The organism is Stenotrophomonas sp. 10L48, assembly GCF_056395105.1.
On sequence record NZ_JBFTIX010000005.1, the window covers coordinates 163,703 to 184,959 of the forward strand.

Genomic DNA, 21,257 nt, shown 5'->3' on the forward strand with positions numbered 1-21,257 from the left:
GGATCGCCCGCCCAGGTGCCACGCGCCCCGGTAGCGCCGGGCCATGCCCGGCGGATGCGCATCAGCCGCGCGCTGCCTGTACCCACGGCGGTGCCAGCTTCAGCAGCGTTGCATGCACCGGGCAGTCCTCGGCATGCGCGCCCGGCAGGTAGCCCAGGCTCATCAGGAACTCGCCGGTGATCTCGCCACCGGTGAAGCGGAACGTCTTCTTGAACAGCTTCACCCAGTCGGCCTTGCTGCGCGGATGGTGTGCGTCCAGCCAGGCGGCGAAGCTGCCGTGGCTCTGGCGCAGCTGCTGGATCACTTGCGCGTTGTGGATCGCCGCCAGCACCTTCAAGCGGTTGCGGATGATGCCCGGGTCCGACAGCAGGCGCTCGATGTCCTGCTCGGCGTAGGCCGCCACGCGATCAACGTCGAACGCGTCATAGGCCGCGCGGAATCCCTCGCGCTTCTTCAGGATGGTCTCCCAGCTCAGGCCGGCCTGGTTGATCTCCAGCAGCAGGCGCTCGAACAGTTCACGCTCATCGCGCTGCGGGAAGCCATATTCATTGGCGTGGTAGTACTCGTGCACCGGATGGCCCGGGGCGATGCGGCAGTATCCGCTCATGGTGTGGCCGCCTCCGCGCGGTCGTTGCTGCGATCAATCTCCAGCTGGCCCGCCGCGCCGTCAAGCAGCAGCGTCGGCCAGCGCGGCGGCTGCATGGTCAGGCGGCCGTCGCGCAGGGCCTGCGGGGCCCCGTCCGAGGTGCGCTGGTCAACGTCCTGGAAGGAAACCTCACCCTCCTTTCTCCAGCCAGCCGGTTCACGCACGTGCAGCTGGCAGCGCGGACCGCTGTACAGACTGGTCATGCACAGCAGCACGTCGTCTTGGCCATCGCCGTCCAGGTCACGGCGCAGGGTGACGCAGCGGTTGTCGCCGGTCTTGTCGTCGTCCAGGCAATCGCCCGCGTGCAAGCGACGGTCCAGTATCGCCTGCCACCAGTCATCGGCTGGCGAGGCGGTGCCCTTGGCCTGCACGATCCGTGACTTCAGGCTGGCCAGGTCGCGCACGCCATCGTCGATGTCGTTATCCCAGCGTGACTCGCGCTTCTGCCGGGCCAGGGCCTGCACGATGATGCTGGAGGCGCGCGTGTCGGCCGCCAATGACGGTGCTTTCTGCAGCGTGCGCAGCGCCTGCACACCTCGACGGCCCAGCTCGAAACGCAGCTGATTTGCGGCGTCCGCAGTCATCAACGCCGGATCGGCGCGCAGGCGCTTCATCTGGCTGGCCAGGGTGATGCGCACCGGGTCGATCACCGGCGAGATGGCCAGCAGTGCGGTTGCCAGCACGGCCCAGCACATCCAGCGGTTGACCGGCTCAAGCCGATGCAGCCAACGCCCGTGCCGGCGCAGTGCGGCGAAGGCGTAGCCGATGGCATAGCCGGCAATCAGCACTGCCACCGCCACGCCCCAGAAGCGCGAGAGGGTCCAGCCGTACTGGCTGACCCGCAGGGACATCGCATACAGCGCCAGGCCGGCGTAGATCGGCAGTGCCAGCAGGCTGGCCTCGACCAGCCGGCGCAGCCATGCCGGGTAGGGCGGGGTGCCGTCGTCGTGCTGGTAGACCGCGTTGGCCAGGCTGATCAGCAGCACCGCCAGCACCAGCAGCAGGCTGGCGGCCGAACGCGTGGCCCACAGCGGCGCCAGCCCGGTGAACGGCAGCGACAGCACGAACAGCACCGCGATGAACGACAGCAATGGCAGCAGGCCGCGGCAGATCGCGAAGAGCACCTGGCGGGTGATCTGCATCGCGCGATGCTGGGTGCGCCCGATCAGCACGCCGAAGCCTGCCAGCATGCCGGTGGCCAAGGCGATGAAGGCATCGCTGCCGAACAGGACGTGGAAAAAGTCGACCTTGACCATCCGGAACAGCGCCGCCCACAGCCACAGCAGCAGCCAGGTCAAGCCGGTGAACACCGCCGCCAGCACCAGGGTCAGCCCGTTCTGCCAGGCGCGTTCGAACAACGCGCCATAGTCGGCCCGCCAATGTCCGGCATGCAGGCGGAACTGCCACCACGGCAGGGCAATGAACGTGGCAACGGCCAGGCAGATCGAGAGCGGAACCTGCAGCACGGCCGCATACAGCGCGGTTTCTCCGCTCAGGTTCCAGGCGGTCCAAGCGGCCAGGGCGAGGACCAGCAACGAGGCCAACCCGGCGTGCAGCCACAGGCGCCAGGCCTTCAGATCGACCAGCGTCAAGGCCACTGCGGTGGGCACGGTCAATACCCAGGCATACCAGCAGTAGCGCCAGCCGATGTCCCGGAACGGCCATTGATCCGCCAGTTCCTGGGCCGCGAAAAGCATCAGCCCCTGCAGCAGTGCGATCAACACGATCATGCTGCGGGTGGGCCATGACAGCGTTGCATCCTGCTGCATCGGGTCGTCCTCCTTGCAAGAGCGCCATCCTAGCCCATCCCTTCGCGCCCGCATCCGGTCGCAGCGGTTAGAATGGCGCCCATGCCAGTAATGCCGACTTCCCTCGCCAATCACCTGCTCGTGGCGCTGCCGTCGCTGATCGACGCCACCTTCGCCCGCACCGTCGCGCTGATCTGCCAGCACGACGAGAACGGGGCAATGGGGGTGCTGGTCAACCAGCCGTCCGAGTACACCCTGGGCGAGGTGCTTGCGCAGATGGAGATCGCTACCGGCGATGGCGTCCTGCAGGCGCGTCCGGTGCTCAATGGCGGACCGGTGCATCCCGAGCGTGGCTTCGTCATCCATGACGACGCGCGCGCGTGGGATTCCAGCCTCGTCGTCGGTGAGGGCCTGTACCTGACCACCTCGCGTGACATCCTTGAGGCGATGGCGCGTGGCGAAGGCCCGGCCAATGCCGTGGTCACCCTGGGCTGCGCGGGCTGGAGTGCCGGCCAGCTGGAAAGCGAACTGTCCGAAAACAGCTGGCTGACCGTGCCGGCCGATGCCGAACTGGTGTTCCAGCTGCCGCTGGAACAGCGCTGGCAGGGCGCCGCGTCGCGCATTGGCGTCGATCTGTTCCGGCTGACCGATTACAGCGGCCATGTCTGAGCCGGCCCTCATCCGTCGCGATGGCACCGTACTCGGTTTCGATGTCGGCTCGCGCCGGATCGGCGTGGCGATCGGCAGTGCCTTCGCCGCGCATGCGCGTGCGGTGGCCGTGGTCGATGTGCACGGCAATGGCCCCGACTGGGCGGCGATCGAACGCCTGCTCAAGGAATGGAAGCCCGATGGCCTGGTGGTTGGCGATCCGCTGACCCTGGACGGCCAGGACCAGCCCAACCGCAAGCGCGCGCAGGGCTTTGCCCGCCAGCTGCGGGAACGTTTCAAGCTGCCGGTGGTGATGATCGACGAGCGTTCCAGCTCGGTCGAGGCCGCCCGCCGCTTCGCCGTCGAGCGCGCCGAAGGGCGCAAGCGTCGCCGCGACGCGGCTGCGCTCGATGCCGTGGCTGCGGCGGTGATCATCGACCGCTGGTTGTCGTCGCCGGACGACGCCATTCCCATTCCCTGACGATACGAACCCCGCCATGACCGCCCAGCAACTCGATGACTCCGGCCGCCTGCGCCACCTGTTGACGCTTGAAGGTCTTCCCCGCGACACCCTGGTGCAACTGCTCGACCGCGCTGGCCAGATCCGCGATGCCGCGGTCGGCCGTGTCGGTAACAAGCGCCACGTGCTGGGCGGATCGGCGGTGTGCACGTTGTTCTTCGAACCCTCCACCCGTACCCGCAGCTCGTTCCATCTGGCGGCGCAGCGGCTGGGTGCGGACGTGCTGAACTTCGACGCCTCCACCTCGTCCACGCGCAAGGGCGAAACCGCCTGCGACACGCTGAAGAACCTGGAAGCGATGGGCGTGCGCGGTTTCGTGGTGCGCCACCCCGATGACGGCGCCGTGGCGGCGCTGGCTGCGGTGGCGGGCGAGGGCACCGCGCTGGTCAATGCCGGCGACGGCCGCAGCTCGCACCCGACCCAGGGCCTGCTGGACATGCTGACCCTGCGCCAGGCCAAGGGCCCGGACTTCTCGAAGATGAAGGTGGTGATCGTCGGTGACGTCAAGCACTCGCGCGTGGCCCGCACCGACCTGCATGCCCTGCGCACGCTGGGCGTGGGCGAGATCCGCGTATGCGGCCCGCAGTCGCTGCTGCCTGACGACGACACCCTCAAGGGCTGCGTGGTCGGTGATGATTTCGACGCGATGCTGGAAGGCGTCGACGCGCTGATGATGTTGCGCCTGCAGCGCGAGCGCATGGAAGAAGGCCTGGTGCCGTCGCTGGAGCAGTACCACGCACAGTACGGCCTGAACACCGCACGCCTGGCCCGCGCCGGCAAGGATGCCGCCGTGCTGCACCCGGGGCCGATCAACCGCGGCGTGGAAGTGACCGATGAAGTGGCCGACGGCCCGCAGTCGTGGGTGCTGCGCCAGGTCGCCAACGGCGTCGCCGTACGCATGGCCGTGCTGGAAACCCTGCTGGGTTGATTGCCTCCGATTGCTGCGTTGGTGCGTGCCAACCTGGGTTGGCACGTGCACTGCTTTGGTAGATGCCAACCTTGGTTGGCACTATCCGTCCGTGCTGAATGCCTCCGGTCGATCACCCAAGGCCTCGAGCTCCCACTCGCACCATGCGTGCCGATACTGCCCCAACTGCGTCGTCAGACCCGCCCTGATCGGATTGCCCATCAGGTACATCGCATGCCGGTACAACGATTCGTCCGAGCGGATCGCATGATCGTGGTAGCAGGCCTGCCAGAAGCGCCCGCCCCTTCCCAACAACCGGTTTGCCTGCTGCGCCGTGCGCGATTTGAAGCGCTTCATGACGGTTTCCAGTGTTCCCGCACGTAGTTCGAGCAGCCAGTGGATGTGATCGGGCATGACCACGTAGGCGATCGAGCGGGTGAAGCCTTCCTGATCCAGCCTCTGGAATTCCTGGATTGCCAGGGCTGCGGCAGCGTCGTTGGCGAACAGGGGCGCACGACGATCCACGACGGTAGTCAGGATGTAGCTGAGACCGATGCTGGAGCGACGGCCGAGCAGGAGGCGGACGTTTTGCATGCCGCAAGCTTGGGCGGACACGCTTGCGACGGACATCGGGGAATGGCTTGATCTTGGGTAGGCTGGTGCCAACCAAGGTTGGCATCTACCAGAAGGGGGCCAACCAAGGTTGGCCTCTACCGGAGCAAGCGCTCAGCGCTTCTGGGCGAACAGCCACGCCCACATCGCCGCGTCGGCGTAGGTGGCATCCCAGGCATTGTGGTTGCCCTCCGCGTACTCGGTATAGCGCACGTCGCGCGCGCCGGCGGTCTGGAACGCTGCATGCAGCCGGCGATCATCATCCGGTGGCACCACGTCATCCAGCGCGCCGTGGAAGATCCAGATCGGGGTGCGCTGCAACCGTTGCGCGATCACCGCATAGGGATCCGCTTCGTTCGCCACCTGCTCGACGAACAGGGTAGGGCGTACCGCACGTGGTGCCAGCACCGCACCGCACACCGGCACGATCGCGGCAAAGCGCTTCGGATCGTCCAGCGCGATGTTCCAGCTGCCATAGCCGCCCATCGACATTCCGGTCAGGTACTGCCTTGCCGGGTCAGCGCCGAACTCGGCGATCGTGGCGTCCAGTGCCGCAATCGCCACGCGGTTGTTGCGGCCGCTCCATTCCTCGTCGCCGGGAACCTGCGGAAACACCGCCAGCGCGGGGAAGTCGGCCGCGTGCCGACGCAGGTACGGGCCCAGGCCTGCGTGGGTCTGCTTCACGCCATCGCCGCCGCGCTCGCCGGAGCCGTGCAGGAACAGCACCACCGGCAGCGGACCAGCCGCGCGCGCGGCAGCGGCCGGTATGAACACCTGGTAGTAGGCGGTGTCGCCGTCCACCTTCACCGCACGTGCCTCGAAGTGGCCGCGGGCACCGGGCGGCGTACTGGCACACCCGGTCAACATCAGCAGGGCCAGCAGCGGCAGCCAGCGCAGAAGCGATCGAAGCATTGCGGTTCCCATGAGGGCGATGTCGCCTCGATGGTAGTGCGCCGCGACCGGCCCGGCATCGTGCGCCGCATCACTGCGGGCGCGGGAAGCTGGCGATGATCTCCAGCTGCTCCTGTGCTTCGGCATTGCCGCCTGCGGCTGCGGCCTGCACCTGCGCCATGTCCGGGTGCAGCACCACCAGCAACGGGTTGTCGCACACCGGGCACACATACTCGGTGGCGTCCTCGTCCAGTTCCATCACCATTGCCCGCGAACTGCCTTTCCACTCGCAGGCGGCACAGGTGTGAAGCTGGTCGCGCCAACCCGGCGCAAAGTAGTTTTCGATCGTCGTTGCCATGGCAGTTCCAGTCAGTGCAGCAGGACCATGGTGGCCAGGCCGAGGAAAGTAAAGAAGCCCATCGAGTCGGTCACCGCTGTCAGGAAGATGCCGCTGGCCAGCGCCGGATCGAAGCCGAAGCGCTTCAGGCCCAGGGGCACCAGCACGCCGGCCAGTGCCGCGAACAACAGGTTGCAGGTCAGCGCGATGGCGATCACGGCCGAGAGTCCGGGCGAGTGGAACCAGGCGAGCACGATCAGGCCCAGCACCGAACCGAGCACCACGCCATTGAGCAGGGCCACCCGCACTTCCTTCCACAGCAGCGTGCGTGCGTTGGAACTGCCGACCTGGCCCAGTGCCAGGCCGCGCACCATCAGTGCCAGCACCTGGGTGCCGGCGTTGCCGCCGAGTCCGGCGACGATCGGCATCAACACCGCCAAGGCGACCAGCTTGTCGATGGTGCCCTCGAAGTGGCCGACCACGCTGGAGGCCAGGAAGGCTGTGCACAGATTCACCGACAGCCACATCAAGCGGCGGCGCATCGCGCGCCAGACCGGGCTGAACAGGTCCTCGTCCTCGTCCAGGCCGGCGGCGCCCAGCGCCTGGTGCTCGGCCTGGCCACGGATGATGTCGACCACGTCATCGATGGTGATGCGGCCGATCAGGATGTTGTTGTCATCCACCACCGGCGCGGAGATCCAGTCATGGTCGGAGAACTGCCGCGCCACTTCCTGGTCGCTCTCGCCGACATCGATGGCAGGCTGCTCATCGTCGATCAGGCGGTTGATCGGGGTGGTGTCTTCGTGGGTCACCAGCGAGGCCAGCGACACCCGGCCCAGGTACTGGTGGCGGCGGCTGACCACGAACAGGTGATCGGTGTGGTCCGGCAGTTCGCCGCGCAGGCGCAGGTAGCGCAGCACCACATCGACGTTGACGTCGGCGCGTACCGTCACCACGTCCGGGTTCATCAGGCGGCCGGCGCTGTCCTCGGGGTAGGACAGCACCTGCTCCAGGCGCTCGCGGTTCTCGCGGTCCATCGACTTGAGGACTTCGTCGATGACCGTGTCCGGCAGGTCTTCGACCAGATCGGCCAGATCGTCGATGTCGAGGTCTTCGACCGCGGCGATGATTTCGTCCGGGTCCATGTCCGCGAGCAGGCTTTCGCGCACGTCGTCGCCGACGTGGACCAGCACCTCGCCATCGTCTTCCGGATCGACCAGGCCCCAGACGATCTCACGCTTGCCCGGCGGCAACGATTCGAGCAGGTTGCCGATCTCGGCCGGCGCCAGGGTATTGACCAGACGGCGTACCGGGCCCAGCCGACCGCTGTCCAGTGCATCGGACAGCATCCGCAACTGGCGCGCAGTCTTGTCGTGGCGTACGGCCTCAGCCATCGCAGCTCCCGCGGGATAAGAAAAGCCGCGATCCCAGCAAGGATGCGGCAACAGGGGTGTTCAGCGTGTCATTATCGCAAGGGGATGTTTCAGCGCATACCCCGCTGGCCACAGGCCACTGGGGTCCACGCATGCCACCTCATCCCCCGCCTGTCGGCGCGCTCCTTGAACAACAAGGGGCTGCTGCTCCAGATCGAATCCGCCGGGCATGGCCCGGCGCTACCAAAGGTGACACGCGGCGGTAGCGCCGGGCCGTGCCCGGCGAGCGCGTAGCGCGGGGGTCAGGACGCGTCCGCCACAAGCGCCAGCCAGCGCTCGATGCCGCGGCGGTCACGCATGCCCAGCAGCTTCGGTGCGCGGGCGCGCAGGGCTCCCAGATCGGCATCACGGACAGCACGACGTACTTCCAGCAGGGTGCCCGGGTGCAGGCTGAACTCGGTCAGGCCCAGTGCCAGCAGCAGCGGGGTCATCCGTGCGTCGCCCGCGATTTCGCCGCATACCGCCACCGGAATGCGATGGCGTGCGCCGGTCTCGATCACCATCTGCAGCAGGCGCAGCACGGCCGGATGCAGCGGCGAATACAGTTCGCCCAGGGCTTCGTTGTTGCGGTCGGCGGCCAGCAGGTACTGCACCAGATCGTTGGTGCCGATCGACAGGAAGTCGACCAGATCGATGAAGCTCTCCAGCGCCAGCGCGGCGGCGGGTACTTCGATCATCGCGCCCAGTGGCACATGCTCGGCCACCATGTGGCCCTCGGCGCGCAGCTGCTCGCCCAGTTTCAGCATGCGCCGGCGCACCGCCAGCAGTTCGTCGCGGGTGCTGACCATGGGCACCAGCACGCGCAGCTTGCCGTAGGCCGAGGCACGCAGGATCGCGCGCATCTGGGTGTCGGCCACCTTGGGCCGCGCCAGCGACAGGCGCACGCCGCGCAGGCCCAGCGCCGGGTTTTCCTCGTTGCTCAGGGTCAGGCCGGTGCGGTCGGCCTTGTCTGCACCCAGGTCGAGGGTGCGGATGGTCACCGGCCGGCCACTCATGCCCAGCGCCGCATCGCGGTAGGTCTGGAACTGTTCTTCTTCGTCCGGCAGCTCGTTGCGCTGCAGGAACAGGAATTCGGTGCGGTACAGGCCCAGGCCGTGGGCGCCCAGCGCATGCGCCTGGGTCACATCTTCCAGCGATTCGGCGTTGGCCAGCAGTGCGATGTCGACCTGGTCGCGGGTACGGCTGGGCTTGCTGCGCAGGCGGCCGAGCTCGCGCTGCTCGCGTGCGTGCTCCTTCAGGCGCGCCCGGTAATCACGCAGGTTATCGGCCTGCGGGTTGACGGTGATGCTGCCGTCGGCGCCATCGATGATCAGCACGTCGCCGTCGATCACCTTGTTCAGCAGCTGCGGCACGCTGACGATCAACGGCAGGTGCAGGCTGCGGGCAAGGATCGCACTGTGCGAAAGCGCGCTGCCAGCGCTGGTGACGATACCGACCACACCGTGCGATTGCAGCTGGGCCAGCTCGGAAGGGGCGATGTTGTCGCAGACCAGGATTTCGCCGGCCAGGCCCTTCACCGCTGCGGGCCGTTCCGGCTGCAGGAACGCGTGGATGCGCCCGATCACATGGTCGAGATCGTCCATGCGGCTCTTCAGGTAGGCATCGTCCATGCCGTCGAAGACTTTGGCCAGGCGGTCGCGCTGCAGGCGCAGCGCGTAGCCGGCACTGTAGGGACCACTGCGGATCAGTTCGTCCAGGCCGAACAGCAGTTCGGGATCGTCCAGCAGCAGTGCATGCAGGTCGAGGAACTCGCCAACTTCCTGGTTCAGCGCGCCATGCAGGCGCTGGCGCAGCTCGTGCATCTCCGTGCGCGCCGCGTCCACGGCGCGATGCAGGCGTGCCAGCTCGGATTCAACCTGGGAGGGGGCGACGCGCTGTTCGGCTACTTCCAGTGCATGCGGCAGGCGCACGCGGGCGCGGCCCATTGCCGTGCCGCGGGCGGCGCCGTGGCCGGCCAGCAGCTGTACCGGCCGTTGGCCGGTAGGGGTTTGGCCGGCGCGCGCGCGCGGCACGCTCAGTTGTCCTCGTCGAAGCGACGCTCGAACAGGTCGACCACCGCATCCATCGCGGCGACTTCGTCTTCGCCGTTGATGCGGATGGTGACCGGCGTGCCTTGCCCGGCCGCCAGCAGCATCACGCCCATGATGCTCTTGGCGTTGATCTCACGGCCCTTGGCGGCCATGGTCACGTTGCAGCGGAACGGCGCCAGGGTCTGCACCAGCTTGGCGGTGGCCCGGGCATGCAGGCCCAGGCGGTTGCTCACAGTGAGTTCTCGTTCAAGCATCGTCGACTATCGCTCCATTACGGGTGCCCGCCGCCGCAGTGGCGGGCAGTTGATCCAGTCCCTGTTCCGGATAATTCATCACCCGCAGCAACATCGGCAGACTCAGCGCCGACACCCGGCGAACCGGGGTCCCCAACCGGGCCAGCTGCCCGGCAAGGTTGGCAGGGCTGGCGCCGTACAGGTCGGTCAGGATCAGCACGCCATCGCCCCCATCGACCCGCCGCAGAGCGGCCGAGGCGAGCGGGAGCAGAGCATCCAGGTCTGCGTCGAACGGTACTTCGAAAGCTTCGGTCTTCAGCGGCAACTGCCGCAGAAGCCGGGTCGCCACGTCGAGCAGGGCGATCCCGACCCCAGGATGTGTTACGAGGAGAATGCCACAGGTCATTACTGCACGTTAACAGGTCAAGGTGAATTGGCGATAGCAGCAGGAGAGGGGCACTGTGTCCCGTATTCAGCGTTGTTCGGGTCAGAGCCCTTTTTCGTTGAAAAAGGGATCCGACTCCATCCGTTTTTTCGATGCCTGACAGAGATTCATCCACGCATGGCGTGGATCTACCGTGTCGACCAAGGTCGACACCTACCCACAGTGCAACTCCGACCCGCCGCGATCTGTCAGAGGCGGGGCGGTGTGGGGGTGCAGGACCGTTGGCGCCATGGATGGCGCCATCGAGCCCCCAAGGATGGGTTTACGGCGTGTCCTGCGCGCCCACACCGCCTCGCCATCCAAGGGAATCCGATGTTGCTGTTGCTTCGGCTGTTGCTGTTGACGTTGCCGTGGTTTCTGCGGGTGCCGGGCGCAGCCCGGCCGACCCCCTCAATCCTGTTCGCGGTGGTACGTCGCCACGTCTTCCCAGCCCATCTCACGCGCATGGCGGGCCAGGCGTTCGGCCAGGAACACCGAGCGGTGCTTGCCGCCGGTGCAACCGAAGGCCACCGTCACATAGCTGCGGGTGCCATCGCCCAGCTTGGGCAGCCAGGTATCCAGGAAATCCATCAGCTGCGCCAGGTAGCGCTGCACATCCGGCTGCGCTTCCAGGTAGTCGCGCACGCCGGGTTCGCGGCCGCTCAACGCACGCAGTTCCGGATCCCAATGCGGGTTGGGCAGCACGCGCGCGTCGAACACGAAGTCGGCCTCGGCCGGTACGCCACGCTTGTAGGCGAACGATTCGAACAGCAGCGACAGGCGGCTGGCATGGCCCATCGCAAATTCAGTGATGATCCGGCGCCGCAGCTGGTGCACGTTCAACGCACTGGTATCGATCACCGCATCGGCTTCGCGGCGCAGCGGCGCGATCAGCTCGCGCTCACGGGCAATCGCTTCGGGCAGCGACAGGCCCAGCTGGCTCAGCGGGTGCCGGCGGCGGGTGTCGGCGTAGCGCTTGAGCACCGTTTCATCGCTGGCCTCGAAAAACAGCACCTTGGCGTCGACGCCGGCATCGGTGGCCAGCTGCCGCCAGCTGGACAACTGGGTCAGGTCGCTCTGCCCACGCACGTCGATGCCCACCGCCAACCGGCGCGATGCCGCGCCGTCATGGTGGCTCAGCACATTGCGCACGAAATCCGGCAGCAGCTGGATCGGCAGGTTGTCCGAACAGTAGTAGTCCTGGTCCTCGAAGGTCTTCAGGGCGACGGATTTACCCGAGCCGGACAGGCCACTGACGATGATCAGGGTCGGGGCGGTGGGAATGACGGTGCTCATGGACGGGCTCTTCGAAGGACAGGGAGGTCAGGGCGTTCGCCGTTCCAGCAGGTTGCTGTGGCGGGCGATGAACATCGCCGCCGGGTCGATACCCTTGGTACGCAGAATGTGCAGGCGGGTGGCCGCCTCGGTCAGGACGGCCAGGTTGCGGCCGGGCATCACCGGCAGGGTGATCAGCGGCACGTCCAGGTCCAGCACGTGGCGCGTGCCCGAGTCGCCGGTCAGGCGCTCGTAACCATGGGGGGTGGGCTCGGTCATCGGCTTGGTCAGGTGGACGATCAGCCGAAGGTACTTGTTCTTCTTTACAGCGGTGTCGCCAAACATCTCGCGCACGTTCAGCACGCCCAGGCCGCGCACTTCCAGCAGGTCCTGCAGCAGTTCCGGGCAGGTGCCATCGAGCACGTCGGGGGCGATCTGGGTGAACTCGGGGGCGTCGTCGGCCACCAGGCGGTGACCGCGGCTGAGCAGTTCCAGGGCCAGCTCGCTCTTGCCTGATCCCGCTTCACCGGTGATCAGCACGCCGATGGAGTAGATCTCCATGAACACGCCATGCAGGATTACCCGCGGCGCCAGCGTCCGGGCCAGGTGGTAGGACAGATGGTTGAGCAGTTCGTGGCCGCGCTTGGGTGACAACCACAGCGGCGTGCCGGATTCATCGGCGGCCGCGCGCAGGTCTTCCGGGCACGGCTGGTTGCGGGTCAGCACCAGCGCCAGCGGATGCGACTGCATGATCTTTTCGATGGTTTCCCAGCGCTGGCGTGGTTCCAGCGCGTCCAGCCAGGACAGTTCCTCGGTACCGAGGATCTGCACCTTGTTGGGATAGATCGCATTGAGATAGCCGGCCAGCGAAGGGCGTCGCGAGACCGTATTGCCGGCCTCCAGCTCACGCTTCTCGCCGGATTTGCCCGCTGCCCAGCGCAGGCCGAGCCGCTCTCGCTGCTGTTCGAACAGTTCGCGGGCAGTGATGCTGGTATTCATGCGGCGCTCGCCGGTGGGGTCAGGTCCAGGGCCTGGCGCAGTTCCCGTGCATCACCGGCCTCGCGCAGCGCCTGGCGGATGCAGGGCGCGGAAAACAGCTCGGCCAGCTCGGACAGCAGCATCAGGTGTTGATGGGTGTAGTGGGCGGGAACGGCCATGGCGAACACCAGGTCCACCGGCTCGTCACCACCGAAATCGACCGGGGTCTGCAGACGCAGCAGCGCGCCACGGGGGCGATCCAGGGTCGGCGCACGACCATGCGGGATGGCGATGCCGTAGCCGATCGCGGTACTGCCCAACGCCTCGCGCTGGCACAGGTTGAGATAGATCTGTTCGGCGTTGGCCTGGCGGCAGGCCAGCAATCCGGCCGCGGCCTGCAGGACGCTGTCGCGGTCGGTGGCCGTGCAGAGCTGGGTCTGCACGGCCGCCAGGAGGTCAGTCAGGGGCATGTCTGCGGGGAGCGGTGGCGATCAGCCACCATTGTCGCCCACCGGCAGCGGTGCGTGCTGCTGTTTTTTCTCCTTGTGCTTGATCACCAGGCGGTCAAGCTTGTCCGCCAGCAGGTCGATCGCCGCATACATGGTCTGCGCATTGGCTTCAGCGTGCAGGGTCTGACCCGGAATATTGAGGCTGGCATCGACGTGGTGTTCAGTCTTCTGCAGCTTGAGCGTCACCCGCGCTTCGCAGTGCTGGTCGAAGTGTTTGCCGATCCGGGCCAGCTTCTCCTCTACATAGGACTGCAGGGCCGGGGTGACTTCGACATCTTTGCCAAACGTTTCGATGCGCATCGGGTTTCTCCTTTGATCGGATGTGCCAATGAACCTCTCCGCCGGGCGCGGCGGCGCGTCAAACGATTCTGACTCTTTCGTGCGAGGCGGAGATGTTCATGGCCTCACGATACTTCGCCACGGTGCGGCGCGCTACTGGGATTCCCGACGATTTGAGCAGGTCAGCCAGCTTGGCGTCAGAAAGCGGCTTGCGTGGGTTCTCGTCATCGATCAGGCGCCGGATCATGGCCTGGATGGCGGTGCTGGACGCTTCGCCGCCGCCTTCGGTGTCGATGCCCGAAGCGAAGAAGGCGCGCAGCGGCAGGGTGCCGCGTGGCGTACGCACATGTTTGCGGGCGATCGCGCGCGATACGGTGGATTCGTGCAGGCCCAGTTCGCCGGCGATCTCGCGCAGGGTCAACGGGCGCAGTGCCTGTTCGCCGAATTCAAGGAAGCCGGCCTGCTGCTGGATCAGGCTTCGCACTACCCGCAACAGCGTCTCGCCTCGCGCCTGCAGGCCCTTCAGCAGCCAGCGCGCCTCCTGCAGTTGGCCGCGCAGATAACCGGCATCGGCGTCACCGCAGCGGCGGATCATCTGCTCGTAACCGCGGTGGATCACCAGCTTGGGGCCGGCATGGGCGGCCAGCGCGGCGCGCCAGATGCCGTTCTGCCGCCATACGACGACGTCGGGCACCACGTAGGTGTCCTGGGCGAGCGGGGCGATCTGGGTGCCGGGGCGCGGGTCCAGCGAGCGCAGCAGGGCCACGGCGGTCTCGACCTCGGCCAGCGGCTGCTTCAACTGCTGGGCCAGGCCGGTCACGCCCGAGCGCGGCAGTTGTTCCAGTGGGCCGGCAGCAACCTGCCGGGCCAGGGCCAGGCACGGGGTGTCGGCAGGAAGCACGTCCAGCTGCAGTTGCAGGCATTCGCCGAGGCTGCGTGCGGCCACGCCTACGGGGTCGAAGCGCTGGATCTGGTGCAGCACGGTCAGGATTTCGTCTTCACCGGCGTGGATTGCCGGCAACAGCGCTTCGGCGATGGCCGAGAGCGGCTCGCGCAGATAGCCGTCGTCTTCCAATGAATCGATCAGCGCGGCGCCGATGCTGCGGTCGCGCTTGGACAGGTGGGTCAGGTGCAGCTGCCACAGCAGGTGGTCGGCCAGGGTTTCGGTTTCGGCAACGCGTTCGGCGGCACTGCCGTTGTCGTCGTCGTCATCGAAACTACCGCCGCTGCCGCCACTGCTCCAGTCCAGCTCGGCAGGCGCCCAGTCGTCGCCGCTGCTTTCAGCGTTGTCGGGTGGGGCGTCATTGTCGCCGCCCGCGTCCTCGCTGCTGCCGTCCTTGTCGACACCGGCGCCTTCGTCGCTGCTGTCCGACCAGTCCAGCAGCGGATTGCTCTCCACCGCCTGGGCGATTTCCAGCTCCAGCTCGGTCGTGGACATCTGCAGCAGCTTGATCGCCTGCTGCAGCTGGGGCGTAAGCACCAGCTGCTGTCCCAACGATGTCTGCAGCCGAGTCTTCATGCCTGTGCCGAACGGAAGGGAGAGGGCCCGGCGGCCGCGGTTACAGCTTGAAGGAATCCCCAAGGTAGACGCGACGCACGTCGGCATTGTCCAGGATCGCCTCGGGCGAGCCCTGGGCCAGTACGGTGCCCTCTGCGAGGATATACGCGCGGTCGCAGATTCCCAAGGTCTCGCGCACGTTGTGGTCGGTGATCAGCACACCGATGCCGCGTTGCTTGAGATGGGTGACGATGCGCTGGATTTCACCGACCGAGATCGGGTCGACACCGGCGAAGGGTTCGTCGAGCAGGATCAGCCGCGGTTTGGCGGCCAGTGCACGGGCGATCTCGCAGCGACGGCGCTCACCACCGGACAGGCTGGCGCCGAGCTGTTCGGAAACATGCCCAAGCTGCAGTTCGTCGAGCAGGCTGTTCAGTTCGCGCTCGCGGCCCGCCGAATCCAGGTCCTCGCGCAGTTCCAGCACCAGGCGCAGGTTGTCGGCCACGGTCAGCTTGCGGAACACCGACGGTTCCTGCGGCAGGTAGCCCACGCCCTGCTTGGCGCGGGTGTACATCGGATCGCCGGTGATGTCCTTGCCGTCCAGCACGATGCTGCCGGCATCGGCACCGACCAGGCCGACGATCATGTAGAAGCAGGTGGTCTTGCCGGCACCGTTGGGACCGAGCAGGCCAACCACTTCACCGGCGTCCAGGGTCAGCCCGAAGTCCTTGACGACTTCGCGCTGCTTGTAGCGTTTGCGCAGGCCAGTTGCGACGAGCATTACTTCTTGCCTCCAGCCGGAGCCGGAGCGGCAGCAGGCGTCTTGTTCTTCGGCGGAATCACGGTGCGCACGCGGCTGCCATCACCGCCGGAGTTCATTTCACCGCTGCGGGTGTTGTAGACCATGCGCTGGCCCGCATTGGTGCCGCGCGCGCTGGTGACCTTGTAGTTGCCGGTCAGGGTGATGATCTCGGTGGTGATGTCGTAGTCGATCCGGTCGGCCACCGCATCCATCCAGGTGCCATCGTCGAGCTGCTGCTTCATCTTGGCCTGCTTGCCGGTGAACACCGCACGCACGGCTTCGCCGCCCTTGAGGTAGATCTCCGCTTCGGACGAGCGCAGGTCCAGGGTGCCCTGGGTGATGATCACGCCACCGGACAGCACGGTCTTGCCATCACCGGTGAGGGTGCCGGACTGCGCACCGGAATCAATGTTCATCGCTTCATTGCGGTCCGTCGACTTGGCAAAGGCGACAGCGGGGACAAGAAGACTGAGTGCGAGCACGGCTGCAAAGGGAATCTTCATCGGGGTCCGTTCTACCGGTGGTGGCCCTCCGGCGGGACCGGGGGCGGCGGGTGGGGGCTGCCTGCTTCGCGCCTGTCGGAAGACGTCGCGGGCGGGCGGCGGAATCAGCGCTTGGGCGTGTAACGGCCCTTGGACTGGCTGAGGAAATGATACGTGTTGTTCTTCGAATCCACCTCGAACCCGACGCCGGACTGCTCCATGCCGGGCCGGGTCATGGTCACCAGGGCATCGGTGCGGGCGCGGTTGTCCTTCGGGAATACATCCAGGTGGTCGGTGCGGAAGGTGGTCGGGACCACGCCCGGGCCGGCCGGGCTGTCGCCGGCGACGTTGCCCCGCAGCTTCATCTCGTCGCCCTTGGCACTGAGCCAGCCGGTCTGGGCGCGCAGCGTCCAGTGCTTGCCGTCCTTGTCGGGCATTTCGAACAGCGGCGTGGTGATGTTGAGCGTCTGGTCGCCACGCTGGCGTTCCAGCAGGGGCGCGCGCAGGGTGGTCGATTCCTTGCCATGTTCGTCCAGGGCGACGATCTGGAAATCGTGCAGGATGTAGTCCACGCCGGCGTCCTGGCCTTCGACGGCAGGTGCCTTTTCGCGGTTGCGCAGCGCCGCCCAGCTGCTCAGCAGGGCGGCCAGCAGCAGGCCGACGCCGAGGATCATCCGCCAGTTCAGGGTGGGGGCATTCATGCGCCGAACCTCGCCAGCACGGCGTCCACGCGGCCCTGCGCGGCCAGCAGCACGTCGCACAGCTCGCGCGCGGCACCACGGCCACCGTCAGCACGGGTGATCCAGTGCACGCGCTCGGCGATCCACGGATGGGCATTGGCCGGAGCCACCGCCAGGCCGACCGCGCCCAGTGGCGCCAGGTCGGGCAGGTCGTCACCCATGAAGGCCACCTGCTCCAGGCCGATGCCGTGCTGGGCGCACAGCGCCTGCACGCTGGCCAGCTTGTCGCCGACGGCAATCTGGGTGTCGATGCCCAGGTCGGCGCCGCGCTTGAGCGCGGACTGGCTGTTGCGCGCGGTGATCAGCACGGGGTGGATGCCGTGCTGCTGCAGCAGTTTCAGGCCCAGGCCATCCTGCACGAAGTACGCCTTGCTCTCATTGCCATCCTTGTCGTAGTACAGCCGACCGTCGGTGAGGGTGCCGTCCACGTCGAAGCAGGCCAGGCGGATACCGGCCGCAACGGCATGCAGGTGGGTGGGGAAGGCGGGCAGGGGGGACCAGGGCATCAGGGCATCGGACTCGGTGGTTGCGGGCTCGTTGGTACAGACTGAATGGGGTCTACGGACTGTCGGTTAAACCACCCGCGCCCGCAACAGGTCATGAATGTTCAGGGCGCCGACCGCGCGGCCCTGGCTGTCGACCACGATCAGGCCGGTGATCTTGTGGGTTTCCATCAGCCGCGCAGCCTCCACCGCCAGCTTGTCGGCGCTGATGGTGCGCGGTTGCCGGGTCATCACATCGGCGATCCTGGCGGTGCGCACGTCCAGGTCGGTGTCCAGGGCGCGGCGCAGGTCGCCGTCGGTGAACAGCCCGATCAGCACGCCCTGGTCGTCGACCACGGCGGTCATGCCCAGGCGCTTGCGGCTCATCTCCATCAGCGCTTCGCTGAGGCTGGCGCCGACATCGACCTTGGGCAGGTCCTCGCCGGTGTGCATGACGTCGGTGATGTGCAGCAGCAGGCGGCGGCCGAGGCTGCCGGCCGGGTGCGAACGGGCGAAATCGTCGGCGGTGAAGCCGCGTGCATCCAGCAGGGCCACCGCCAGCGCGTCACCCATCGCCAGCGAGGCGGTGGTGCTGGAGGTGGGCGCCAGCGCCAGCGGGCAGGCTTCGGCCGGCACGCTCACATCCAGGTGGAAATCGGCGGCGCTGGCCAGGCTCGACTGCGGGCGGCCGGTCATGGCGATCAGCACATTGCCCTGGCGCTTGAGCACCGGCAGCAGCATCAGCAGCTCATCCGATTCACCCGAATAGGACAGGGCCAGCACCACGTCGTCCTCGGTGATCATGCCCAGGTCACCATGGCCGGCCTCGCCCGGGTGCACGTAGAACGCCGGGGTGCCGGTGGAGGCCAGGGTGGCGGCGATCTTGCGTGCCACATGGCCGGACTTGCCCATGCCGGTGGCGACTACCCGGCCGCGGCTGCCCAGGATCGCCCGGCAGGCCTGCTGGAAGGCATCGCCGAGGCGGTCGGCCACGGCGTCCAGCGCCTGCCGTTCGATCTCGAACACGCGCCGGCCACTGGCGACCAGGGCGGCAGGGTCGGCGGAACGGGGGGGCAACAGGGATTCGGCCATGCGGACGCCACGCAGCGGAAGTAGAATGGACGCACATTTTATTAGGAAAGCCCGTTGGACGCCGACACCATCCGCAATCTGATCGAAACCGGCCTGCCCGGCGCCCGCGCCGACGTGCAGGGTGACGATGGCGTGCATTTCGAAGCGACCGTGGTCAGCGAGGCCTTTGCCGGCAAGCTGCCGCTGGCCCGCCACCGGATGGTGTATGCCACTCTGGGTGACCTGATGGGCGGCGCGATCCACGCGCTCGCACTGAAAACCGTGACCCCGGCCGAAGCCGGCTGAACCGCAGAAGATCCCCAATACATGGCCAAGATCGTTGTGACCGGCGGCGCTGCGCTGCACGGTGAAGTAAGCATCTCCGGCGCCAAGAACGCCGTCCTCCCCATCCTGTGCGCGACCCTGCTGGCCGATGCGCCGGTGGAGATCACCAACGTGCCGCATCTGCACGATGTGGTCACCACGGTGAAGCTGCTGGGCGAACTGGGCGCGAACGTGACCATCGACCAGGGCACGCTCTCGCGTGGCAGCGCGATCGTGGTCGACCCGCGTCCGGTCAACCAGCATGTGGCTCCGTATGAACTGGTCAGGACCATGCGCGCCTCGATCCTGGTGCTGGGCCCGCTGCTGGCCCGCTTCGGCGCGGCCGAAGTATCGCTGCCCGGCGGCTGCGCGATCGGTTCGCGCCCGGTCGACCAGCACATCAAGGGCCTGCAGGCACTCGGTGCCGACATCGTGGTCGAGAACGGCTTCATCAAGGCCACCGCCAAGCGCCTGAAGGGTGGCCACTTCACCTTCGACATGGTCAGCGTGACCGGTACCGAGAACGTGCTGATGGCCGCAGTGCTGGCCGAAGGCACCACCATCCTCGACAACGCGGCGATGGAACCGGAAGTCACCGACCTGGCGCATTGCCTGATCGCTCTCGGCGCGAAGATCGAAGGCCTGGGCACCGCCCGCCTGGTCATCGAAGGCGTCGAACGCCTGTCCGGTGGCCGCCATGAAGTGCTGCCCGACCGCATCGAAACCGGCACCTTCCTGGTGGCCGCAGCGATGACCGGTGGCAAGGTCACCGTCAACCGTGCGCGCCCGAACACCATGGACGCGGTGCTGGCCAAGCTGGTGGAAGCCGGCGCGACCATCGAGACCACCGAAGACAGCATCACCCTGGACATGCACGGCAAGCGGCCGAAGGCAGTCAACCTGACCACCGCGCCGTATCCGGCGTTCCCGACCGACATGCAGGCGCAGTTCATGGCGCTCAACTGCGTGGCCGACGGCGTGGGCGTGATCAATGAAACGATCTTCGAGAACCGTTTCATGCACGTCAACGAGCTGCTGCGCCTCGGCGCGGATGTGCAGGTGGAAGGCCACACGGCCATCGTGCGTGGTCACGAGCGCCTGAGCGGTGCACCGGTGATGGCAACCGACCTGCGCGCGTCCGCGTCGCTGATCCTGGCCGGCTTGATGGCCGATGGCGATACCACCATCGATCGCATCTACCACCTTGATCGCGGCTACGAAAACATCGAAGAAAAGCTGTCTTCGCTCGGCGCCACCATCCGGCGCGTGGCCGCATGATCCTGCGCGGCAGGTTCAGCCGTCGCCGCAAGGCGCTGCTGGTGCTGGTGCTGATCGTGCTGGCGTGGCTGGGCTATGCCTGGTACGCCAACATCGCCATCACCAAGGGCATCGAGCAGAAGGACATGGACTGGAATGGCGACGGCACGGTAAGCCGTGACGAGATCATCCAGTCGTTCTACGCGGTTGCGGTGAACGACAGCCAGGACGGCAACCGCCATTGCCGCACGTTCGTGCGCCGATCCACGGGCGAGCAGATCCGGGTCGACTGCCGCACCGAGTTCAAGCCGGCGGAAGAAACGAAGAAATGAAAAAACGCCCGCGAAAGCGGGCGTTTTTGTGTGCGGGGCATGAATCCACGCATGGCGTGGATCGACGTTGGGCGGTAGCGCCGGGCCATGCCCGGCGAGCGCGCAGCGCGGTCGGTCAGTTCATCGCCTTGATGGTCAGGTCCAGCGCATCGCGGCCGCTCTCACGCTGCAGCATGCGCGCCGGCACCGGGAACTCCGGCACGATCCAGGCGATCAGCTCCTTGTTGCCGTCGGTGCGCGAGACCTTGGTGGCCTCGTAGCTCTTGCCGCCGACGGTGACCGATTCCTTGCCCACCACGCGGTAGGTCATGTTCTTGATGCGGCCTTCGTCGACCATGCGATAGGTCAGCGGCTTGCCGGCGGCCAGGTCGCGGGCGATGGCCAGGTTGATCAGCAGCGCGTCCATGTCGCCGGCCTTCAGGGCGATCGGTCCGGCACGGTCCGGCTTGATGTCGCCGGTCCAGGTGGCCTGGTTGCTGGTCCAGTTGTAGTTGGCCTGCACATTGCGCTTCTTCACCAGCAGCGCAGAGCGGTCCTGGCTGCTGAGCGGGCGCAACTGCCCACGCACTTCCTCGAACACGGTGGTCTGGCTCAGGTCCGCCAGCTGGTTCTTGACCTGCAGGCTGTAACGCCACTTGTTGGTGCCTTCGCTGGCCAGGGTCATGCTGCCATTGGCCTGCATGCCCATGTAGCTGGCGAGGTAGTCGGCCTTGAACGGCTGCAGGGCCATGGCCGGCAGGCTGGCCACCGACAGTGCGGCAGCGGCGATCCAGGTCAGGGGGCGGGTCAGGGTGTTCAT

26 protein-coding genes are annotated in these 21,257 nt (G+C 66.9%); 6 read left to right on the forward strand and 20 right to left on the reverse strand.

Features of this window, described 5'->3' with window-relative positions:
• Window positions 1-61: 61 nt before the first annotated feature.
• Both AC1DCU_RS10025 and AC1DCU_RS10030 read right to left on the reverse strand, forming a co-directional pair.
• A complete protein-coding gene (locus AC1DCU_RS10025) occupies window positions 62-607 on the reverse strand; it encodes a DNA-3-methyladenine glycosylase I (protein WP_025874034.1) in 546 nt (181 codons plus the stop codon).
• Window positions 604-2,415: a DUF4153 domain-containing protein gene (locus tag AC1DCU_RS10030; RefSeq protein WP_032977295.1), complete on the reverse strand. Its 1,812-nt coding sequence runs from the start codon at window positions 2,413-2,415 to the stop codon at window positions 604-606. The genes AC1DCU_RS10025 and AC1DCU_RS10030 overlap by 4 nt, the downstream gene beginning before the upstream one ends.
• Before the next feature lie 81 nt (window positions 2,416-2,496).
• Here AC1DCU_RS10030 and AC1DCU_RS10035 point away from each other — a divergent pair, with 81 nt between their 5' ends.
• Genes AC1DCU_RS10035 through AC1DCU_RS10045 form a run of 3 tightly spaced genes read left to right on the forward strand, consistent with a single transcriptional unit; the run spans window position 2,497 to window position 4,490 of the window.
• Window positions 2,497-3,063 (forward strand): YqgE/AlgH family protein, encoded by a 567-nt coding sequence (locus tag AC1DCU_RS10035; RefSeq protein ID WP_032977293.1) that lies wholly within the window; start codon window positions 2,497-2,499, stop codon window positions 3,061-3,063.
• Window positions 3,056-3,523 (forward strand): Holliday junction resolvase RuvX, encoded by a 468-nt coding sequence (ruvX, locus tag AC1DCU_RS10040; protein ID WP_025874031.1) that lies wholly within the window; start codon window positions 3,056-3,058, stop codon window positions 3,521-3,523. Before AC1DCU_RS10035 ends, ruvX begins: the two co-directional genes overlap by 8 nt.
• Before the next feature lie 16 nt (window positions 3,524-3,539).
• Window positions 3,540-4,490 (forward strand): aspartate carbamoyltransferase catalytic subunit, encoded by a 951-nt coding sequence (locus tag AC1DCU_RS10045; protein ID WP_025874030.1) that lies wholly within the window; start codon window positions 3,540-3,542, stop codon window positions 4,488-4,490.
• A gap of 81 nt (window positions 4,491-4,571) precedes the next feature.
• Here the strand turns inward: AC1DCU_RS10045 and AC1DCU_RS10050 are convergent, their stop codons facing one another.
• The 17 genes from AC1DCU_RS10050 to AC1DCU_RS10130 all read right to left on the reverse strand — a co-directional run bounded on the left by AC1DCU_RS10050 (window position 4,572) and on the right by AC1DCU_RS10130 (window position 18,566).
• The gene (locus AC1DCU_RS10050) at window positions 4,572-5,063 is read right to left on the reverse strand and encodes an REP-associated tyrosine transposase (RefSeq protein WP_051585095.1); all 492 of its coding nucleotides are present in this window, start codon (window positions 5,061-5,063) and stop codon (window positions 4,572-4,574) included.
• Between the two features lie 132 nt (window positions 5,064-5,195).
• The gene (locus tag AC1DCU_RS10055; RefSeq protein ID WP_025874028.1) at window positions 5,196-5,993 is read right to left on the reverse strand and encodes a carboxylesterase family protein; all 798 of its coding nucleotides are present in this window, start codon (window positions 5,991-5,993) and stop codon (window positions 5,196-5,198) included.
• Between the two features lie 70 nt (window positions 5,994-6,063).
• On the reverse strand, window positions 6,064-6,330 hold the full coding sequence (locus AC1DCU_RS10060) for a hypothetical protein (protein ID WP_442251280.1): 267 nt from the start codon (window positions 6,328-6,330) through the stop codon (window positions 6,064-6,066).
• An 11-nt stretch (window positions 6,331-6,341) separates the two neighbouring features.
• Window positions 6,342-7,703, reverse strand: a complete 1,362-nt coding sequence (mgtE, locus tag AC1DCU_RS10065) for a magnesium transporter (protein ID WP_025874026.1) — start codon at window positions 7,701-7,703, stop codon at window positions 6,342-6,344.
• 281 nt (window positions 7,704-7,984) lie between these two features.
• The gene (ptsP, locus tag AC1DCU_RS10070) at window positions 7,985-9,754 is read right to left on the reverse strand and encodes a phosphoenolpyruvate--protein phosphotransferase (RefSeq protein ID WP_025874025.1); all 1,770 of its coding nucleotides are present in this window, start codon (window positions 9,752-9,754) and stop codon (window positions 7,985-7,987) included.
• 2 nt (window positions 9,755-9,756) lie between these two features.
• Window positions 9,757-10,026 carry an HPr family phosphocarrier protein gene (locus AC1DCU_RS10075; protein ID WP_025874024.1) on the reverse strand — a complete coding sequence of 90 codons (270 nt, stop codon included), beginning with the start codon at window positions 10,024-10,026 and terminating at the stop codon, window positions 9,757-9,759.
• Window positions 10,019-10,411 (reverse strand): PTS sugar transporter subunit IIA, encoded by a 393-nt coding sequence (locus AC1DCU_RS10080; RefSeq protein ID WP_025874023.1) that lies wholly within the window; start codon window positions 10,409-10,411, stop codon window positions 10,019-10,021. The genes AC1DCU_RS10075 and AC1DCU_RS10080 overlap by 8 nt, the downstream gene beginning before the upstream one ends.
• 429 nt (window positions 10,412-10,840) lie before the next feature.
• Window positions 10,841-11,725: an RNase adapter RapZ gene (gene rapZ, locus AC1DCU_RS10085; protein WP_032951584.1), complete on the reverse strand. Its 885-nt coding sequence runs from the start codon at window positions 11,723-11,725 to the stop codon at window positions 10,841-10,843.
• Between the two features lie 27 nt (window positions 11,726-11,752).
• Window positions 11,753-12,703, reverse strand: coding sequence for an HPr(Ser) kinase/phosphatase (gene hprK, locus AC1DCU_RS10090; protein WP_004147299.1), 951 nt, complete (start codon window positions 12,701-12,703; stop codon window positions 11,753-11,755).
• Window positions 12,700-13,152: a PTS sugar transporter subunit IIA gene (locus tag AC1DCU_RS10095; protein ID WP_032977285.1), complete on the reverse strand. Its 453-nt coding sequence runs from the start codon at window positions 13,150-13,152 to the stop codon at window positions 12,700-12,702. The genes hprK and AC1DCU_RS10095 overlap by 4 nt, the downstream gene beginning before the upstream one ends.
• 21 nt (window positions 13,153-13,173) lie before the next feature.
• Window positions 13,174-13,491 (reverse strand): ribosome hibernation-promoting factor, HPF/YfiA family, encoded by a 318-nt coding sequence (hpf, locus tag AC1DCU_RS10100; RefSeq protein ID WP_004147311.1) that lies wholly within the window; start codon window positions 13,489-13,491, stop codon window positions 13,174-13,176.
• Window positions 13,492-13,549: 58 nt separating this feature from the next.
• Window positions 13,550-14,989, reverse strand: a complete 1,440-nt coding sequence (locus AC1DCU_RS10105) for an RNA polymerase factor sigma-54 (RefSeq protein WP_442251278.1) — start codon at window positions 14,987-14,989, stop codon at window positions 13,550-13,552.
• 40 nt (window positions 14,990-15,029) lie between these two features.
• A complete protein-coding gene (gene lptB, locus AC1DCU_RS10110) occupies window positions 15,030-15,749 on the reverse strand; it encodes an LPS export ABC transporter ATP-binding protein (protein WP_025874019.1) in 720 nt (239 codons plus the stop codon).
• Window positions 15,749-16,273, reverse strand: coding sequence for a lipopolysaccharide transport periplasmic protein LptA (gene lptA / locus AC1DCU_RS10115; protein ID WP_025874018.1), 525 nt, complete (start codon window positions 16,271-16,273; stop codon window positions 15,749-15,751). Before lptA ends, lptB begins: the two co-directional genes overlap by 1 nt.
• Window positions 16,274-16,377: 104 nt before the next feature.
• Window positions 16,378-16,953 (reverse strand): LPS export ABC transporter periplasmic protein LptC, encoded by a 576-nt coding sequence (gene lptC, locus AC1DCU_RS10120; RefSeq protein WP_025874017.1) that lies wholly within the window; start codon window positions 16,951-16,953, stop codon window positions 16,378-16,380.
• Complete coding sequence (locus AC1DCU_RS10125) at window positions 16,950-17,498, reverse strand: KdsC family phosphatase (RefSeq protein ID WP_033830524.1); 549 nt, start codon at window positions 17,496-17,498, stop codon at window positions 16,950-16,952. The genes lptC and AC1DCU_RS10125 overlap by 4 nt, the downstream gene beginning before the upstream one ends.
• 66 nt (window positions 17,499-17,564) lie before the next feature.
• Window positions 17,565-18,566 carry a KpsF/GutQ family sugar-phosphate isomerase gene (locus tag AC1DCU_RS10130; protein WP_025874015.1) on the reverse strand — a complete coding sequence of 334 codons (1,002 nt, stop codon included), beginning with the start codon at window positions 18,564-18,566 and terminating at the stop codon, window positions 17,565-17,567.
• A gap of 54 nt (window positions 18,567-18,620) precedes the next feature.
• Between AC1DCU_RS10130 and AC1DCU_RS10135 the strand changes: the two genes are divergently transcribed.
• From AC1DCU_RS10135 to AC1DCU_RS10145, 3 genes are read left to right on the forward strand one after another with little or no spacing between them, the layout of a single operon-like run.
• Window positions 18,621-18,851 carry a BolA family protein gene (locus tag AC1DCU_RS10135; protein WP_025874014.1) on the forward strand — a complete coding sequence of 77 codons (231 nt, stop codon included), beginning with the start codon at window positions 18,621-18,623 and terminating at the stop codon, window positions 18,849-18,851.
• A gap of 21 nt (window positions 18,852-18,872) precedes the next feature.
• On the forward strand, window positions 18,873-20,147 hold the full coding sequence (murA, locus tag AC1DCU_RS10140) for a UDP-N-acetylglucosamine 1-carboxyvinyltransferase (RefSeq protein ID WP_025874013.1): 1,275 nt from the start codon (window positions 18,873-18,875) through the stop codon (window positions 20,145-20,147).
• On the forward strand, window positions 20,144-20,458 hold the full coding sequence (locus AC1DCU_RS10145) for a hypothetical protein (protein ID WP_032977527.1): 315 nt from the start codon (window positions 20,144-20,146) through the stop codon (window positions 20,456-20,458). The genes murA and AC1DCU_RS10145 overlap by 4 nt, the downstream gene beginning before the upstream one ends.
• Before the next feature lie 115 nt (window positions 20,459-20,573).
• Here the strand turns inward: AC1DCU_RS10145 and AC1DCU_RS10150 are convergent, their stop codons facing one another.
• Window positions 20,574-21,257: a DUF3108 domain-containing protein gene (locus tag AC1DCU_RS10150; RefSeq protein WP_032977526.1), complete on the reverse strand. Its 684-nt coding sequence runs from the start codon at window positions 21,255-21,257 to the stop codon at window positions 20,574-20,576.